We start from the raw sequence: 19,125 nt of genomic DNA on the forward strand, positions 1-19,125 counted from the left end.
TTGGGCTAATTATCTACATTAAAAGTTGCTGATTATATAAAAAGAAATCTAAAAATCAAATAAATTAAGCTAGGAATTTTGCCGCTACTGAGATAACCGCAGTCTGTGATTTTAAAATATTTTTAGTATTTAGGCAGTAGCTATTTTTAAATTTAGCCGTCTCATCCTCGCTAAATCCACCCTCTGGACCGATTATTAAAAGCTCATCATCTTTTTTTTCATTTAAGCTTTTACCACCAAAATTTATAGCTGAGACATTTTTATAAACGCTCATTAGCTCGTCCAAATTTTTATAAATTTCAAACTCCATTAGCGATGTTCGTCCGCACTGCTCGCAAGATAGTGCATTTATATAGTTTAGCCTCTCGATATCTATCTTAAAATTTGCCTGAGAAAATTTAGTATAGACAAAAGCTATTTTACCAACCCCAAGTTCGTTTAAAAATGGTAATGTCTTTTCTATCGTCTTTGGATCGACGATAGCCCAAGCGATCGTAAAGTCGAATTTTTGCTCTCCATTTGAGCTAGCAAAGACAAGACTTAAGCTCGCACTTCGCCTATCAATCTCATCAATTTCATAAATATACTCTTTAAAGTCTCGTAAATTTCTAACACTTATTCGCTCACCAGCTTGCATTCTTCTAGCTTTTAGGTGCAAAAAAGCTTCATTTACTATCTTTAAGCTTTCATTACCTGCATTTTTATCATATAAAAATTTCATCTAAATCCCTGCAACTACAACTAAAACAAGATCACAAAATCCCTTAATAAGGGCGAATTTTTTAAATTTTTCTAAGTCACCATTAACTGCATAAATTTTTAGCCTTTTAAAACCTATGGCACTAAGTGCGATTAAAATTATTAAGATAATTAACATTTTTATAGCATTAAATTTAAGCTCATATCCATAATACGCCCATAAAATAAGCCCAGTTAGCACAAGAAAACTAAGTAGCATATGATAAATCGGTAAAAAATATCTTATACGAAGCACATAGTTTTTACTATTACTACCAAACTGAGTAAGTATTAAATAAAGCATATTACAGGCAACTAGTGCATAAAAAAATATCACATGAAAAGGCAAAGTATATGCAAAAAGTGAGGAGAGATGTTCGTTCATTTCTTATCTTTAGAAGGCTCGTTCTCTTCAACGACTGGCTCAGGTGGGAGTTGTTCATCGATTGTGACATTTGCGTCTGGTTGGGCTATGGTCACGTCACTCGGTACTGGCTCGCTAATATCATTTTTAGCCTCATCTTTATCTCCACAACCCACAAATAGACCAGCTATAAATAAAAAAGAAGTTATAATTTTTTTCATCAAACATCCTTTGGAATTTCTATTTTTAACCTATTTTTCATCTTCTCGAATAAATTTTTATCTTCCCACTCTTCTATGATAGCATCTGAAAATTTGATCTCATCTAGCCTTATCTCGCCCATTTGCGCATTTATGGCGTCCTCTTTAAAGCACTGTGCATAGCCAGTATCAGTCTCATGCACGATAATGCTATGAAGCTTCACTTCACGCTCACCGTTGTTCATCACGCTAAGCTCAAGTAGCCGCTCTATCATAACAAAAAATATGCGGCAAAACTGCTCTGCACTTGGATTTAGCGGGATCTCGATCCATCTTGCCGAGTGCTTTTTTAGATCATTTTTATACTCATCATTATCGCCTGAAAATATTGTCGTAGCGTGATCAAAACTATCAATGATCGTTTTTATGTTTTGCTTCATTAAACCAAAATCATAGACCATGCCGGCGTTATCAAGAAAATTTGAGCTAAGTAAAATTTCAGCCACATAGCTGTGCCCGTGGATGCTAGTCCTACAACGCTTTGAGCTACAAAATCTCACAATATGTGCATTTTCAAATCTAAAAAGCTTTCTAATAATCATCAAACACCTTCTTTATCGCTCCAAAGCCTGATGTGGATACGCTCTGAGTAGTTAAATCCATGCTTTATGGCAAATTCTGCTGTTTTTAAAGCATTTTCGTTAAGCTCAGCTTTATTCGCCCCTATTGCCATACACCAAACTGGCAAATCAACTTGATTTTTTATATTTATAATCTCGTCCAACTCGCTTTTGTCAAAGTGCGAGAGGACAAATTTTAAAAAGCTACTTCTTGCATTATTTTTAATAGCCAAAATAGCATCTAAATTTATACGTTTTTGTTCATTAACTCCGCTATTTGCTAGCTTTACACCAAGTGTAAAATGGCATTTTTTATAAATTTCATATTTAGTAAAATTAATGAAGATAGTGCCATTTGTCTCAAAATGTACTTCATAATCTTCAAGCAATTTCTTTACCAAATTTATAAAATTTTCATTTTCATGCCAGATGAGCGGTTCACCACCGGTCAAAACAATGATCGGTTTTTGCATTAAGCCTTTGCATAGGTTATCAACTATGCCTAAAATTTCATCTACACTGTAAACTTTATAATTAAAATGCCCTTTAAAAACAGCCCTTATACTATCACATCCTAGTAAGCTTTCGCCAGTTTTTAAAGACTTTGTTTGCACGCCAAAGCCAGAGCAGTTTAGGTTGCAACCTAAAAAGCGTAAAAATATGGCGAGTCTGCCTTGGTAAGCCCCCTCGCCTTGGATACTTAAAAACGCTTCAACTAGCTCTAGCTCTTTGCTCATCAACCACCAGTTTGATAAAAGGCACGCGAAGAGGTTTCATTGCTAGCACCTATCGCCCATTTGTTCTCTTTTGGTTTGTTTGCTAGTACTTGCCTTAAAATTTCACTTGCAGCTACGATATCACCTTTTTCAACTGCTTTTTTGATACTTAGTGCTTCTTCAAAGTAAAGGCAAGGTATCAAAAGTCCTTCAGCACTTAGCCTGATACGGTTGCAACTCTCGCAAAAGTCGTGCTTGTGTGGATCTATGATACCAAATTTATAACCATCATCAAGTCTATAAATAGACGCAGGCGCATTTGGTAGTTTTCCATCTTTTGTGACATTATATTTTTGTGAAATGATTTTTAAAATTTCATCGCTACTTAGCCCTTTTAGATCATCTTTTGCGTGTGAATTTTCCATATACTCAATAAATCTGATCTGAGAATCTCTAAATTTAGCAAACTCTAGCAAATTTATAAGCTCATCATCATTTACACCTTTTAGTGCGACAGTATTGATTTTTACCTTTAATCCAGCATCATGAGCCGCTTCAAAGCCAGCTAAAACTTCGTGCAAGACGCTTTTTTGTGCTATAAATTTAGCCTTTTGCTCATTTAATGTATCAAGCGACATATTTATGCGCTTTAGTCCAGCGTCTTTTAGCCTTTTGGCAAAGTGTGAAAGCATATAACCATTTGTAGTAAGCGCTAGATCGATGTCTGGATTATAATCACTTATCATCTTTATAAAAACGTCCAAATCCTTACGTACAAGCGGTTCACCACCAGTGATTCTTATCTTTTTTATACCTTCATCGATAGCCACTTTTACAAATAAAAATAGCTCTTCAAAGGTTAATAAATTCTCTCTTGGCGTCCAGCTAAATGGCGTTGTAGGCATACAATACCTACACCTAAAGTTGCAACGCTGAGTTACAGAAATCCTTAAATAATCAACAACCCGACCATATTTATCAACTAGCATAAAGCACCTTCTTAAGCTTGGTTAGAGCTTTTTATAATTTTTTCAATTATATGTTAAAAGATTTAAATCAAAATAAAAATTTAAGCCAATTTTTGTAGTTTAAGAGTAGATTAGTCTTTTTAAAATTAGCCTGTAAATTTAGGCTAATTTATGAAATTTAAGCACAAACTCGACTCGCCCCATTCCAACATGAAGGTCCTTTGCGATCATCGCTGCGCTTTTTCCGTCTTTAAACATTTTTAAAATTTGCTCTTCTTCATTGATGACACTTGGTGCGATTTTATTAATATCTCTTGTTCTCTCTTCAAGACTAACAATTCTATCTTTTTGCTCTGTCGCAAAATCATCAATTACTCGCTCAATGCTCTTAATCGCACGAATTATTGGCACAATCTTCTCATTTATTTGCAAATCAATATTTTCTTTTATCTGTTTTTTAAGTGGCTCATATTGTTCACTATTTTTAAATGCCTCGCCTTCAAGCATTGAAATTTGCTTTTTTAGATTGAAATTTTCTTGCATAACGCTTTCTATCGCTCGCTCAAATCTCGCAAATTTTTTATTTGTCTCACTATCTTTTATCAACATTAAAGCTACTATTATCGCCAAAACGATACCAAAGCCTAAAAAAATATAAATTTCCATATTTTTCCTTTACGAATTCGCTCTCATTTCTCTTATCATTACACGCTCTCTGGCTGTTACGTAAGCGTTCCAGTCGGCTTCATCCTCTTCGTGCATATTTTCTATCTTTGCTAAATTTTCACTAATAGCTCTTAAATAAAGACTCAAATTTCTCTTTGGAAAGATAGGCATAGCAATCCTTGCGTAGTAAATTTCATCTTTTATAAATTTTTCTTCACTTATTTTGATGTGTGTAAAGCCGATTTCTTCAATACTCGCTCTCTCTTTTAGTGGCAAATATTGCTTATGTTCATTTTTAATATAATCACTCAGCGCATCAACTTTTCTGTGAAGCTCAATCAGCAAAGTTAATAAAACTTGATCGCTCTCTTTGGTTTCGCCACGTGATTTAGCTCGTTTTAGCCAAGCCCCAAGCGCGTCCTCTTCACCCGGCAAGATGGAGTCAAACTCTCTTTTAAATTTCTCGCTCCCATCTTTATCAGACTCAAATTCCATATCAAGAGGTGCTTTAAACAGCTTAATCTCGCTCATAATACGCTAATCCAAACAAAGATAAAAAATAAAATTCCCAAATAGCCATTTAATGTAAAAAATGCTCTATCTATCTTGCTAAAGTCGCATCTTACGATCCTATGCTCAAAAAATAAAATAACGCCACTTACTAAAATTCCAAAAAATGCCATCGCTCCAAGCCCAGCTGCCCAAGCAAAAAGTAGCCAAAATATAAAAGCTAAAGCGTGAAAAATAGCCGATAAAAAAAGCGTAGCCTTGTCGCCGTAAATAGCTGGTATGCTAAAGAGTTTATTTTCTTTGTCAAATTTCATATCTTGAAGTGAGTAAAGCAAGTCAAATCCAGCTACCCAAAATGTCACACCAAGACAAAGTAATACGCTCCAAAGCGGTATAGCAGCGCTCACTGCGACCACGCCAGCTATGGGAGCAAGACCAAGGCTAAGGCCAAGCACTAGGTGTGCTAGCTCACTAAAGCGTTTAAACAGCGAATATCCACCAAGAACAGCTAAAATAGGAAAACTTAGCCAAAATGCGAGCGAATTTATAAAATAAGCACATACGATAAAAATAAACGCATTTGCCGCAATAAAAAGCTGCATATTGCTCCTACCGATACGGCCATCAACACTTGGACGGCTTGCAGTTCGCGGATTTAGCTTATCAATATCTTCGTCTTTATATCTATTAAAAGCCATAGCAAAATTTCTAGCACTAACAGCGCAAAAAGTACCTAAAATAAGCAGTTTTAAGCCAAACCAAGCCGAGCCACTTTCTATCTTACTAGCAACTATCATAGCAACAAAAATAAAAGGCAAAGCAAAAACAGAATGCTTAAAAACGATAAGTTCAGCAATAACTTTTAATTTTTCTATCATTTGATAAATTTCCATTTTCTTTAAAAATGGTTGATTTTACACCATTTTGCTTTAAATTTGAATTTATATTATCATTACAAGATTAATTTAAAACAAAGGGTTATTATGGGCAAAGTAGCGATTATTGGAGATAGTTTTAGTGCGTTGTTTACGGCTTACGAATTAGCTAAAAAGGGTGAAGAAATTTTAATTATTAGCAGCCAAAAAGATGATTTTACAAATGGAATTTTAACGCCTTTTGGCACACACGCTCTTGCAAAAGATGGAGCGATATCTAGCTCGTTTATGGGGCTAGTTAGCAAAAAAAGCGAGCTTGATATAAGTATTTGCTTAAATGAAAATTTTAGAGCTTGGATGACAAATTTTACACTTAAATCAACCAAAGCTCATGATAAAAAGATGCAAATTTTGTTTTCAAAATTTGGTAAGAAAAGCTTTGAATTTTTAAGAGATTTAAACAACAAATATCCGCAGATAAATTTCGATGAGAGCGGCGTTTATCTACTTTTTAGCAATGACGAAAGCTTTAAAAAAAGGCTTGATGAGATAAAAGTTGCCCATAGCGAGCAAGAAATTTTAAGCGTAGATAAAGAGCTTGCAAATTTTGGGCTAATAAATAAAAACATAAAAGGCGCTATAAATTTAGCCAACAACGCAAGTATTGATACAAATGAGCTAAAAAAAGCTTTGATAAATGAGCTAAATTCTCTTGGGGTAAAATTTATAAATGATGAAATTTATGAGCTAAAAACGCAAGGGCAAATAGTGCAAAAAGCTATTGGTAATAACGGCGAATATGAGGCTGATAGCTTTGTGATCGCTTCAAAAAATTTAGAGCTTTCAAATAAGCTAGGTACGAGCTTAAATGCGATTTTGGCTAAATTTTACACCATTGATCTTAGTCTGAATGAAGGACAAATCCCTAAAAAACCGATCATTTTAAATGATTTATTTGCCAAAATTTATCCAACTAAAAATGGCATTACGATTATTACAAATTTGCAAGTCGGCGCTATCGATACGCTTGTTAAAACTGAAAAGATTAATGCTTTTTTAAATGAACTAAAGATACATCTTGGTATAAGCGAGCTAAAAGAGCCTAGCTTTAGGGCAAACTACGTACTTCTTAGCTCAAACGACAAGCCGGCTCTTGGACGCGATAACATATATGGTAACTTGATCTATAGCCAAGCTTATGGGCTAAATGAGCTTAGCTTTGCTCCGTATTTTGCTGGCGTTTTGGCAAGTCTTATAAAAGATGGCAAAAATAACGAGGAAAATGATGAAATTTTGCTCTTTAGCTCGTTTTATGAGGGCTAGATTTGTTTAAAGAATTTGCAATAATTGGCACCACAGCAAGTGGCAAGAGCGATCTTGCATTTGAGCTTGCAAAGGAGCTTAATGGCGTCATCTTAAGCCTTGATTCGCTTGCACTTTATAAAGAGATAGATATCGCCAGCGCAAAGCCAAATAAAGAGCAGCTTGAAGCCATAAAGCACTTTGGTGTAGATGAAATTTATCCTGATGAAGAATTTAGCGTTGGGGCATTTTTTGAAATTTATAAAAATGCAAAGAATTTTGCGCGCTCACAAGACTGCCCGCTCATCATTACAGGAGGCAGTGGCTTTTATCTAAAATCAATGCTTAGCGGACTTGCACCAGATGTGCCAAAATGTGAGCTAAATTTAAGCAATGAAGAAATTTACGATTTAGCTGCAAAAATCGATCCTGAGTTTGCAAGTAAATTTAGCCAAAACGACTCTTATCGCCTCGAAAAGTGGTATCAAATTTATAAATTTAGTAGCCAAATTCCAAGCATTTGGCTGAGAAAAAATACAAAAGAGAGCATCATAAACGAGCTAGCGATCTTTGAAATTTTATGGGATAAAGATGAGCTTAGAGAACGTATCAAAAAGAGAACAAAAGGCATGCTTGAAGCTGGGCTCATAGATGAGGCAAAATTTTTATTTGATAAATATAAAAGTGAGCCAAAACCACTAAAATCAATAGGTTTAAAAGAGTGCAAGCAATTTTTAGATAAAGAAATTTCTCAAAACGAGCTTGAAGAGCTCATAGCTACGCACACGGCTCAGTTAGCAAAACGTCAGCGAACCTTTAATCGCTCACAGTTTGAAAAAAAATTTGTGGGTGATTTAGATCAAATTAGAAGTGAAATTTTAAAATTTTTAAGAGAATAAAAACTAGCCCACAAGGGCTAGTCAATAAAATCAAATAGGCATAACCCTAATTTTTGGGCTTAAGCTCTCTTGCAAGACATTTTCAATCGCATAAAGAGTGCCAGTTGAGCCACTTGCACAGCCTGAGCAAGCACCAAGATAGCGGATATAAATATCAGTATTTTCTCCGTTATCATTTCTGATATCTAAAATTTCTAAATTTCCGCCATCCATCTCAAGCATTGGGCGAATTTCTTTATCTATGACAGACTCTACTGCTTTTAACTGCCCTACCATCGTCATATTTTCAAAGCTAATGTCACCTAAAGTGTGATTTGCTTGGGCATTTGCCTGAGCTTCGATCTTCTCACGCTCCATTTCAGCCCTAGTATCACGCAAAATATCTACCAAATAATATTCTCTTTTTTCATGGCCACCAGGCTTTACGCAAGACTTGCAAAATGCGCCAGCTTTGGTGTATTGCGTGATTTCCTCAACCGTGTGAAGATCATTTAGTCTTATCACTTCTTTAATCGTACCAAGGCTTACCCTAGCACATTCACATACGATAATCTCATCTTCAAAATGCTCTGGGTCTATGCCTTTATAGCTTGCAGCTGCTGCTTTGATAACGTCATACGCCATAACTGAGCAGTGCATCTTTTGAGGTGGAACTGCTGGCGTATCTGGATTGTCGCGCATAGCCTTTTCTACATCAAGATTTGTGATCTTGACTGCTTCATCGACCGTTTTGCCGATACAAAGCTCGGCCATCGTATCAGAGCTAGCTATCGCTGTGCCACAGCCAAAGCTTTTAAATTTAGCATCTATTATTTTGTCTGTCTTTTCATCAACAAGCCAGTATAGCCTAACCGCATCACCGCAGCTTTCTGCACCAAAGTCAGCCACAATAAGCTTTGCGTTTGCCTTTTTAGCATCTTCTTCGGTTATCTCTCCCATAAATTTAGGATTATTCATCCTGTCTTGCACTACCTTAGAATACTCATCCCAGATAGAGCCTCCGATCAAATTATTCTTTGCCATGTTATTTCCTTTAAATTTTATAATCCGCTCTTATGCCATTCTGGGGCGTAGGCAAATGTACTAGAGATACCTCTTAGTCTATTTACTGCTTTTGTTATATGCTCGATCGCATAATCAATCTCTTCTTCTGTATTAAATCTAGAAAGAGATAATCTAAGTGCGGTATGAGCCAGCTCTTTATCTGCCCCTATGGCCTCCATTATTGGGTTACTCTCTAATGTTTCACTTGCACATGCTGAGCCAGTTGAAGCTGCGATGCCAGCTTTGTTTAGATCCCAAAGCATAGCTTCGCCTTCAACGCCTTTTATAGAAGCCAAAATGGTATTTGGCACACGTTGTTCTTTTTTTCCTACAACGCTAACGTCAGGAATTTGTAAAATTGCATCTTCAAGCTTATCACGTAAACGGCGAACATGAGAGTGCTCATAATCCATAAATTTATTTGCCAGTTCAAGTGCTTTACCCATGCCGATGATGCCAGGAACATCGAGCGTGCCACTTCTGCGTCCACCCATGTGCTCGCCGCCGTGAAGTAAGCTACTTAGTGGCATACTATTTTTTATAAATAGTGCTCCAACACCCTTTGGTCCGTGAAATTTATGCGCAGAAAAGCTTAAAAAATCAACGTCAAGGTCTTGAACATTTATCTTTATCTTTCCAACTGCTTGAACAGCATCCGTGTGGAATAAAGCCCCATATTCATGAGCGATACTAGCAAGCTTTTTTATAGGAAAGATCATGCCAGTTTCGTTATTTGCACTCATTATAGAAACAAGTGCTACATTCTCATCCATTACAGCTCTTAGCTGTTCTGGCGTGACTATACCATCATTATTTACATCTAAAACAGTAAGCTCTACGCCATATTTTTCTAAAAATTTACAAGTCGCCAAAATAGCTGGATGCTCAACTGCGGTTGTTACGATACGCTTTTTCTCGCCAGTTGCTATTTTGTCAAAGTAGATGCCTTTTACTACCCAGTTGTTGCTCTCAGTTGCACATGAGGTAACGACGATGTCATCGCTATCTTTTGCGTTTAGTCCGGTGTAGAGTTGATCTAGCGCTGTTCTTAAAGCTGGATGTGTTTCAGAGCCAAATTTATGAAGTGAATTTGGATTGCCGTATTTTTCACAAAAATATGGTTTCATAAGCTCAAAAGCTTCAGGATCAACCATTGTTGTAGCGTTATTGTCTAAATATACTCTCAAATTTAAAACCTTAATTAGGATAAAAAATATCCTTTTTATTTTTGTTGGGATATTATAACAAAAAAGTTAAAAGCAAGTTTAAAAATATGCTTTAATTTTTTCAAAATTCAGCTCATTTTGATATTAAAATATATTGAAATTCTTTATCAAAATTTGTATAGAACGCTATTTGCGATTTTTCTTATAAAAAGGTCTAATTATCTCTTAAAATTAATTTATTTTTTTAAGTTAATAGTACGATAAATATATTGCTTACATACATTATCTCTTTATAGTTTTCTTCTAGTTTTTCATATGAGGTTTTATAAAGTTATATTAGGCCGGTTATCATAGAGATGCCTATGTCTTTTATTTATATTTGGCTCCGTTTGGAGCCATAGATATTAAATTTATTCTTTAATCCTTTATATTATGCTCTTTGGCATAGCTTAGTATCTTAGCTCTAAGATCTTCAGGAAAACTTTCTCTATACATTACTGGTGTTAGTGGATTTAGCTTTTTGTCTAATTTACCAGCTTCATATAGTCTTGTTAGCTCTTCTGGAGTATTATAGTATGGTGCATTAGGATAGCCCTCAGGTGGAGTTAGAGACATTATCTTAGATTCTAGAATGGTGGAGTCAATGTAAAGAGATAGTCTTCTTTCATCCCACTCCGCAGGAAACCCTCCTTTAAAATCCTCTTTATTGTCATCTAGAACTTTCTTTATAAAGTTATCAAATTCATTTCTTGTAGTCTCATTAGCATCTAGGTCTCTAGGATCAAGAAGTTCACCTTTTTCCTCTACTATCTCTCTTAAGCCAGTATAAAAACCTCCATTTGGTATAACCGCTAAATTATCTCTATTAAAATCCATCACAAAGTAATTACCTACTATTTCATCTAGATAAGGCATCATGCCATATTCATCTAGTGGAGGGTTTTTATATAGTTTAAGAATTTTCGTGTAGGTATCTAAATTTTTATTTACCCCCATACCATAAGTATAGTATTTAAAAGAGTCCGCCAGGTAGTTTAATGCTTCTACTACTCCCAGCTGTGCTGCTAAAAATGCTTTTTGAAAATCTCTGGCTTTAAATCCCGCTGAACCACCGGTACCAAATGCCGATGGATTGCCTAATATGCCAGCACATAAATTCCACTCTCCTATAAAGAGTTCTGATTTTAATGTATTTTTATTTCTATCTACTTCATCATAAATTTCAGCATATTCAGGTTTAGTTAGTTTGCCTTTGTTATCTACTCTAGCTATTGCATCTTCAGGAATATCTATCATAGTGCATTTTAGATTACTTCTTTTTACTAGATAGATATATCTATCTCTCTTGTCTTTTAAGCTTTCATAGTAGGCTTTTTCTGATTTAGTCCAAGGTGATAGTTTAGTTGAGCTTGGTTTATAGCTAATATCTAGCCATGGTTTAAATGATAGATAGTCTGTTTGACCTAAAGAGTTTGGTTTAGGGTTATAGTATAGTGGTTTATAGTTTTTATATGGAGATGAGTCTAGGATGGAGCGGGAGTCAAGGAGCATTTGGGATTTTTCTTTTAGGTAAGCTTCATCATTTGCAATATTTTTTGAAGCAATTAAATTTGTTTTTTTGTCAAATTCTATCTTGTCTCCATTTGGAGCTATAACCATATATGTATTATTGTTATCCATTAAATTTCCTTTGTTCATTCTTTTACTTACTGCTATTAGTGATATAGCTATTACTAAGACAGCTAAAGCTGCAAATATAATCTTCTTCATGTATTATCCTATGTAAAGACCATCTTCCATTACTATTGTGGTGGCTAAACGACCTACTAGGCGAGGAGGGATTGTGGGTTTAGAAATGTTAAATTTACCGTTACTATAGTTATCTCTACACCCCACATACATACCCTTTACATTGTTGTTGCCTATTACATCTAGTGCTTTTAGTAGTCTTCTTGATTTATTATCCACTTCTGATCCATTAGTGTTTAAATTTCCATTTTTAAAGTCTTCTAGTATCTCCATAGCTTCGTTGTATTTGTCTATTGGTATACCAAAAGTTGCATTGGCACTTTTATTTTCAGATGCAGATTTTTTATACATATCATAAATTTCCTCTCTTTGTTTTATATCTATTGAGTTTGATGGGCTTATATCTATTTCTCTTTTAACCCCTTGTAGCATAAGCTCTTTTGGTGTATATGCTAGTTTCTTGTTTCTTTTGTTTAGGTTGTTAAAGAACTCTTCATCAGTTTTATTATCTGTTCTTAGCTCATCTAGGCATAGATAAGATATCATAGTATCTAGACTTATATCTTTAGATAGGTTAGAGTCTAGTTTGTTTGTAGTGGTATTTATATCATAATAGAAGAAGTTATGATAGTCTAGTCCTCCGCTAGATAGTCTTCCTCCTATGATAGTTCTTTTTAGATCTATATTTATAAAAGATGAGTATATCTCTATAGGATAGTAGGTATATTCACTTGTTTTATTTGAATAAGGTTCATAAGATATATTCTTAACAGCATAAGTTTCATCAAATTTATTTGTGAAATACTTATGAAGTATTAGTTCATAAGATCTTTTTTGGTGTTCGTAAGATGAGCTATAGGCACTATCTACTAAAAATTTAAGTCCAGCTCTTGTTATATTAGATACTGTTGCCTTTCCAGCATTTTTTACAAATTCTGTACCTATTCTTAATGTTATAAGTTTTTTTGTGATATCTTTATAGTCTTTTGCTAATTTTTCTTGATGTTTTAGTTGATCTCTACCTTTTGCTTTTGCCTTTCGATCAAAATATGAAAAAAGGTAATCATTGCTTATTAGCTTTTGCATCCTAAAAAATTCACGTCTACTTAGAAGGTTAAAATTTTTTTTATCACTTGCACTAATTAACTTAAAAATAGGCTTTTCTTTTATTAGCGTGGCCAATCTAAGCTCTCCACCTGTTGCCATAAATATACCTTTGGCAACATTAAGAGGAGTAGCGTCTTTGCCTACATAAAACATTGTCCTTATGACGCTTTTCCATACAGTCTCACCGCATTTATCTATAAAAAAACCATAAAATGGAAATATATCGGATAATATATCGTTCATTATAGACTTTAATGAAAAATCTATCATATCCTTATACTCATCGTCATTTATCTGCTTTATATATTTTTTAAATTTCTCATCCTCTATACTACTCGTATCTATATTATTAGGATTACTAAGTTTCTTTTCAAGTTCTTTATATTCTTCGTCACTTAAAGAATTTTCTTTTTTGAATTTACTTGCAAATTTCTCATCGCTCATATCATATATGTCTAGAGTTGTTAGTTCTTCAAGTATCTTTTTTAACTCACTATATGTATCATCATCTAATATATGATCGTCATCAGCCACATGACTTTTTTCTATTGAGTCCACTATCTCCTCTATGCAGATGGCATCCTTTTGTCCTGCTTTCGCCTCTTTTTCTTTTTTAAAGAAATATATGGGTATTTTTGTTTCATCTTCTTTTAGATAATAGGTGTTTTTGGATAAAACTAGAAATGTTTCGCCATATAAATTTATGGCCTCACTCCCAAGATAAGACTCTGGTCTGATTAAGGAATTATCAAATATTTGTCTTAATATAAAATATCCCATCACTAATAAGAATACTTTTGTGGCTGGATAATAGTATTCTGTTTCTATTATAAATGCGCCATTAGACTCCTCTGACAATAATTGCATCATGCCTCTATCATCGATTGGTATTGAAGTTGGCTTACCTAAAGCATAAATAATACGATCTTGTTCCGTATTTGAATTCAAATTTAAAAAGAAGATTTTGAATTCCTCTATGTTTGCCTCTAAAAATTCTTCTTCTCTTTTAATTATCTCTTCCATGTCTTTGGCATTTTTAAAGTACTTATCTATATGACTTAAATAGGTATTGGCTTGCGTAAATTTAATGAAACGTTCCGAGCCATTAAAAATTTCTTTACCCATTGGTTTGTTAAATATAAAATTGTCTGAAATATAACTTTCAAATTTCTTGATTTTCTCTCTGCTAACCCTTGTAAATGGGCTTAGACTTAATAAATATAGGTCTTCATCATTTTGAGCATCTACTTGTATGGAGTACTGACTATAGTCTTTCGTGGCTTTTAGCTGCTTAGGGTCAGTCACTTTCTTGTTATCCACCCTATTTAGGCTGTCCATTATCTTATAGTTTAATACGTTTTGCAAAAGGTGCTCATTTAGTTTTGCATTTTCTCTCATAGGGGCATTTGAAATAATGAGATAGTTTTTAGAGGTACCGCTACTGTTATTTGTATTGTGAGTATCGTCCTTGGTAGTTAAGGATTTATCCCTTAAAAGATTCGCAAATTTTAAAGAATTGAAAAATGGGTACTGCATATAGACAAAATTTGCTCTATTTGCTATCACACACTCTTCTATCCTCTTAAGCAGACTCTCTTCAGCATTATCCTTATCATTTTTACATATTGATATATTATTTTTTTTATCTATATTTTCATATTTGCTTATCTTTGCTTCAAATAGGCTTTTTTCATCACCCTCTAATGAAAAATTAGAGCAAATTCCAATATACTCATCGTAATTACTTTTCGTCTTAGTGGCTGTTATATCAAACCCTGAAAAATCTATAAATGCCCCACTATTTTGATCATCATTTGTAAAAACCAGAATATTGTTAAACGATACTGTATTTAATAACCCTAATGTAAAACCAAACTTAGTAGCTAGTAAGCTCATAACCGGACTAGAAAAGGCATAAAATCCTCTTTTTTGAAGAAATTCACCTATATTTTTAGTGGCAGAAAGTGCATCTGGCACGGCAAGCAGTAGTGTTAGTGGCTTAAATGTAGCCCTTAAATCAGTTATATCAATAAGACTAAAAAAGAATTTAACTATCTCTTTTGCCATATAAATCTTGCCATCCTCTGAAGCCTTTTTAAGGTTCTCTTTGATTTCCTCAAAACCGTCTTTGATTGCTTCTATACTCTCTTCTTCTTTATCAAAATTTTCATGATTTAATATTATGGTTGCTTTTTTTATTAGCTCATCCCTTAGCCTATCCAATAAGGAGTTAATGTTTCGATCTATTTTTTTATAGTTGCTAACTAGTTCACTAGATGCTTCTTCAAAATTTTTAACCATATTGCCTTGTTCTCTAAAAATATTTGCAAGATTTACTAGTTCTTTAGTAAACTCTTCAATGATATCCTTTTCTTGACTAAGCACCTCCAATTTCATACTACTGTTTGCGACTTTTATTTCATCAGTTCTTTCAAAACCACGCTCATTCTTAAATAAACTAAACTTATCAAAATATTTATAAGTCTTTATGCTAACATTTTTACCCGCCTTTTTTTGATCATATAGCCTTGTAAATATCTTATTATATAAGGCATCTCCGTTTAATATATTTGTATTATAAAAATGGTTTAAATCACGGCAATAAAAGGTTATATTTTTATATCCTTCTCCATTTACGCCGACCTCAAAAAGTAGTTCTTCTATACTTCTAATAATTTTTGTATTATCTAATCTCAAGAACGATCCCTCTCTTTAAATTTATCAACTAACAAGCATTACAAAGCTAGTTGTGTTTATGTCATTTGTATAGCCACTATCTAGCCCTTTAGCTATCTCAAGCTCTATACTTTTAGCTCCAGTTGGAGACATAAAAACATAAGTGTAAGTATGTCTATTCTTTTCTATATTAGAACTATTAAATTCATCTAAACTGGCAAAAAAGCCTACCCCACTTTCCGGGCTATTTGCCTTTTTGTAGTTCTCTTTATCAAGAGAGCTAAAATTCTTTGGAACTACAAATATCAAATTCAGCTTATCCACTCCATATCTTAGTTTAAATTCTTTGATGTCATAACGCTTATCATCATAATTATCCGCTAAAAGAGCCTTTAAATTCTTATCCTCTACGTCTCTTCCCTCGTCTAAATTGAGTTTGATCTTGCTAAAGCCATTTTTATCTTCAAATTTTTTATCAAATAGATAATATGTAGTTACCAAAAGATTATCTATTTGAGAAGCAAAAGCTTTTATATGAAGTCTGATCAATGGCTTATTTAAATTTGGATTTTGTACGGCAAGGTTATTATTCTCAAACATAGGATTACTTAAACTATGCTCTAGTTTTAGTTTATTCTCTTTTTTTATGCACCTTAGCGAAGAGCCCGTGTTGCTTAGGCAGTTTGGCACTAGATCTTGCATTACAGCGTAGTGATCATTCATGCTTTTTAGACTAAGTGCTGATCTTGGTACATAAGCCACTATGACACATGGGATCCTAGCTGAGCACCCTACTATTGGTGAGTTTATAAAATCAACATCGAGTATCACGCCTTGATCGTCTGATCTTATGCTCCTGCCTGCCCTACTTTTTAAGATCACATGACCACCGTGTGGGCAAATGATAGTGTCATCCTCTATGACAGGGCATGAAGTCGCGGTGGATGAAATTTCTTTAGATTGATTATCTTTTTGTAAATTTTGCCTTTGATTTAAATTTGAAAGAGCCTCTTTAGTCTTTTTGCTCATTGGTTTTAGATCGATATTTAGACTCTTATTTAATAGTGAATAATTTAATATATTTGCTTGAGAATTTCTATAAGCAACATTTAGCCTTCCTATATCTTTATCCTCATCTCTTGGCTGATGAGTAAAATTTAGAGGTATATTCTCATCACTATTATATTTTTCGTCTTTAAAATAAAGTGGATAATCCTCCTCTTCATTGGCTTTAGACAAAAGGGCAGAGTTTAGATATATCCTTTGATTCATATTTTTACTATCTAGCTTAAATATCTCCTTTAATACCTCAACATCGACTATACTTTTATCTACTGCACTTACACTAAGAGTATCGTTGTTTTTATAAAAGATACTTCCCACGCTCTCATTCATAAGAGCTTTTATATCATCGGTTGCTACTTTATTGTTGTAAGCTACATCATCATTATTTTGAGCGGATTTATTATTAGCTATTACTATGGCTTCATCGCTAGAGCTTATATCCTTAGAGTCTATGCTAGCTAAAAAATTTTCATTTTCTTTTAGTTTTGCTAGATCCGCATATTTTAGATTTATTATGCTCTTTAGCATATCTATTCTATCTTTTACGAAGATGCTAGCCTCTGCTATATCTACTCTATTATCTCGTAGTATCGTTATATTTTTATAGATGTTTTTGCTATAAGAGAAGTATTTACCAAGCTCATTTACATCTATCTTTTTTTCAAATACAAATAAATTCAAAGCACAAATAGCCACTAGCATATCTATATCACCAGCTCTAGCATCACTTACTATCTTTGTCGCATCTAGTTTATCTAGATCATCTATATCTAGTATCTTTACTAGATGTGCTTCTTTGTTGCTATTTTTATCTATGTTGCTGCCTAAATTTTCTATTATATACCCGACCATATCTTGCTTAAAATTTTCATCACTAAATTTGCCATATTCATAAAAGAGATTTAAATAAGCATAAAAAATATATAAAGGCGTATCTAGCATAGAAGCATCGCTTATATCATCTATATTTACATCCAAATTTAACTTCGATCTTATGCATTTTAGTTTAAATTTAAGCGACTGGATATATTCATTTAGATAATCAAGTGCTTCAGCTATATCTTTGCCTTCTATCTTGGCTTCATTTTCTTTGTTTTCCAAGAGATAACACAACATATATAAAACCAAAACGCTCTCTTTTAAAAAATGAGATCTAATCAATATATTCACCAAGTGTCTATTCTCAGTATTTTCATACTTTACTTCGCCAGTTGTATCTATGCCTAGTTTATAACCTAGATCAGATATTACTGAAAAGGTAGGTTCTATCAAAACAGCTACATCTTTTGAAAAGCTATCTTCATCTCTATTGATACTTTGTTTAACGCTCTCTACGTGATGTATCTCTATGTCTATATCTTTTTCTTTGCTAGCTTTATTTATATTAGAGCTTACTTTTTTATCTGCAAGAGTCTTTTGAGCTTGTTCGTTATTTTTAACTACATCTACGTATTCATCTACACTGCTCTTATCATCTTTAAAGCCAAACATGCCTTTTATCTTATTAAAGACTGAGCCTACCATCTTTCCTATAAAGCCATCTTTGTCTATGACTCTTGCTATCCATCTTGCACCTTTTGCTATGGCTTTGGCTACAAAGCTAAGAAGCCTTAAGCTCCAAGTAAAAGCTGAAGCTAATATACCACCATAAATTCCTGGAGCGTTATAAGTATAAAGTTCTTTTACTCCGCTATCTTTGAAAGTTACTGCATATATTTGAGCTAGATGACCTCCTAATGAGTGACCTGATAGGATGATGTCTTTGGTGGTGTTATCTAAATTACTTAAGTTTTGACTATGAGAATTTATAGCTTCTTGCATAGAGGACTGAAGTGATTTTAAGGCAGATATTTGCATAAGTGCTCTTGATGTGATAGCCATAAAGGCATCATCCAAGAGATCATTTATTTTCATCTCTGTTCCTCTAAAACCTATTATATAGTTTGACTTAAGAGTGTCATAAAATATAGTTGAGCTAAAACCTGATTTTTGATTAGGTATGTGCTTTACTAGCTCATAGCGATTAACAAAAAGTTTTGTGCGAGGAGAGAGTTTATAAATTTCATCTTTTCCAACAAGTAATCTTTGCTCTTTTGTGTCTTTGTCATAGTAGATAAAATTTTTAACATCGTTATCTATTTTTATATCTTTTATTTCTCCATTTTTACCAACTGGCTTCTTAACTACTTTGTCAGCCATAAATCTAGCTTCTATACAAAGGGCATAAGCGGTAGGATCACCAAAATTCCTACCATTGTTTTTTGCTTTCTCAGAAAGCTCCTCTATTGTGTCACCCTTGATAACATCATCTGCATATCTCCAAATAGGCTTTTTTATTTCATCTTCTCTATAAGAATTTACAATATTTTCAGGGACATTATCTTTACCAAATTTATCATAAAGCTCATCAAGTCCATTTCTTTCATTCTCAAATACATTATGAAGCATTGCATAACTTGC

Annotated in this window: 16 protein-coding genes; 2 read left to right on the forward strand and 14 right to left on the reverse strand. The window is 33.7% G+C overall.

Annotated features, from left to right (window positions below; translation table 11 throughout):
* Positions 1-64: 64 nt before the first annotated feature.
* From ATCC51562_RS04555 to mqnP, 9 genes are all read right to left on the reverse strand, one after another.
* The gene (locus tag ATCC51562_RS04555) at positions 65-721 is read right to left on the reverse strand and encodes a 16S rRNA (uracil(1498)-N(3))-methyltransferase (protein WP_021090952.1); all 657 of its coding nucleotides are present in this window, start codon (positions 719-721) and stop codon (positions 65-67) included.
* Positions 722-1,123, reverse strand: coding sequence for a hypothetical protein (locus tag ATCC51562_RS04560; protein WP_035167292.1), 402 nt, complete (start codon positions 1,121-1,123; stop codon positions 722-724).
* Positions 1,120-1,323: a hypothetical protein gene (locus ATCC51562_RS04565; protein WP_021090529.1), complete on the reverse strand. Its 204-nt coding sequence runs from the start codon at positions 1,321-1,323 to the stop codon at positions 1,120-1,122. The genes ATCC51562_RS04560 and ATCC51562_RS04565 overlap by 4 nt, the downstream gene beginning before the upstream one ends.
* Complete coding sequence (locus ATCC51562_RS04570) at positions 1,323-1,904, reverse strand: 6-pyruvoyl trahydropterin synthase family protein (protein WP_021090499.1); 582 nt, start codon at positions 1,902-1,904, stop codon at positions 1,323-1,325. The genes ATCC51562_RS04565 and ATCC51562_RS04570 overlap by 1 nt, the downstream gene beginning before the upstream one ends.
* On the reverse strand, positions 1,904-2,659 hold the full coding sequence (locus tag ATCC51562_RS04575) for a 7-carboxy-7-deazaguanine synthase QueE (RefSeq protein ID WP_021090525.1): 756 nt from the start codon (positions 2,657-2,659) through the stop codon (positions 1,904-1,906). Before ATCC51562_RS04575 ends, ATCC51562_RS04570 begins: the two co-directional genes overlap by 1 nt.
* A complete protein-coding gene (moaA, locus tag ATCC51562_RS04580; protein ID WP_035167294.1) occupies positions 2,659-3,627 on the reverse strand; it encodes a GTP 3',8-cyclase MoaA in 969 nt (322 codons plus the stop codon). The genes ATCC51562_RS04575 and moaA overlap by 1 nt, the downstream gene beginning before the upstream one ends.
* A 138-nt stretch (positions 3,628-3,765) precedes the next feature.
* Positions 3,766-4,272, reverse strand: coding sequence for a DUF6115 domain-containing protein (locus ATCC51562_RS04585; RefSeq protein ID WP_021091068.1), 507 nt, complete (start codon positions 4,270-4,272; stop codon positions 3,766-3,768).
* Between the two features lie 9 nt (positions 4,273-4,281).
* Positions 4,282-4,803: a hypothetical protein gene (locus ATCC51562_RS04590; RefSeq protein WP_021091060.1), complete on the reverse strand. Its 522-nt coding sequence runs from the start codon at positions 4,801-4,803 to the stop codon at positions 4,282-4,284.
* The gene (gene mqnP / locus ATCC51562_RS04595) at positions 4,800-5,660 is read right to left on the reverse strand and encodes a menaquinone biosynthesis prenyltransferase MqnP (protein ID WP_080658729.1); all 861 of its coding nucleotides are present in this window, start codon (positions 5,658-5,660) and stop codon (positions 4,800-4,802) included. The genes ATCC51562_RS04590 and mqnP overlap by 4 nt, the downstream gene beginning before the upstream one ends.
* A gap of 105 nt (positions 5,661-5,765) precedes the next feature.
* Between mqnP and ATCC51562_RS04600 the strand changes: the two genes are divergently transcribed.
* Together ATCC51562_RS04600 and miaA are read left to right on the forward strand one after the other, a co-directional pair.
* Entirely contained in the window at positions 5,766-6,980 is a 1,215-nt protein-coding gene (locus ATCC51562_RS04600) for an FAD-dependent oxidoreductase (protein ID WP_021090905.1), read from the forward strand.
* A gap of 2 nt (positions 6,981-6,982) precedes the next feature.
* Complete coding sequence (gene miaA, locus ATCC51562_RS04605) at positions 6,983-7,858, forward strand: tRNA (adenosine(37)-N6)-dimethylallyltransferase MiaA (protein WP_021091003.1); 876 nt, start codon at positions 6,983-6,985, stop codon at positions 7,856-7,858.
* 30 nt (positions 7,859-7,888) lie between these two features.
* Here miaA and ATCC51562_RS04610 read toward each other — a convergent pair whose 3' ends face one another.
* The 5 genes from ATCC51562_RS04610 to ATCC51562_RS04630 all read right to left on the reverse strand — a co-directional run.
* Complete coding sequence (locus ATCC51562_RS04610; RefSeq protein WP_021090546.1) at positions 7,889-8,881, reverse strand: iron-sulfur cluster assembly scaffold protein; 993 nt, start codon at positions 8,879-8,881, stop codon at positions 7,889-7,891.
* A gap of 17 nt (positions 8,882-8,898) precedes the next feature.
* Complete coding sequence (locus tag ATCC51562_RS04615) at positions 8,899-10,089, reverse strand: NifS family cysteine desulfurase (RefSeq protein WP_021090692.1); 1,191 nt, start codon at positions 10,087-10,089, stop codon at positions 8,899-8,901.
* Positions 10,090-10,485: 396 nt separating this feature from the next.
* The gene (locus ATCC51562_RS04620; protein ID WP_021090606.1) at positions 10,486-11,838 is read right to left on the reverse strand and encodes a hypothetical protein; all 1,353 of its coding nucleotides are present in this window, start codon (positions 11,836-11,838) and stop codon (positions 10,486-10,488) included.
* Positions 11,839-11,841: 3 nt separating this feature from the next.
* Positions 11,842-15,621 carry a hypothetical protein gene (locus ATCC51562_RS09695; protein ID WP_021090845.1) on the reverse strand — a complete coding sequence of 1,260 codons (3,780 nt, stop codon included), beginning with the start codon at positions 15,619-15,621 and terminating at the stop codon, positions 11,842-11,844.
* A gap of 24 nt (positions 15,622-15,645) precedes the next feature.
* A partial coding sequence (locus tag ATCC51562_RS04630) for an Mbeg1-like protein (RefSeq protein ID WP_155242241.1) occupies positions 15,646-19,125 on the reverse strand: 3,480 nt, incomplete at its 5' end.

It is taken from the genome of Campylobacter concisus ATCC 51562 (assembly GCF_000466745.1).
Lineage (GTDB): Bacteria > Campylobacterota > Campylobacteria > Campylobacterales > Campylobacteraceae > Campylobacter_A > Campylobacter_A concisus_B.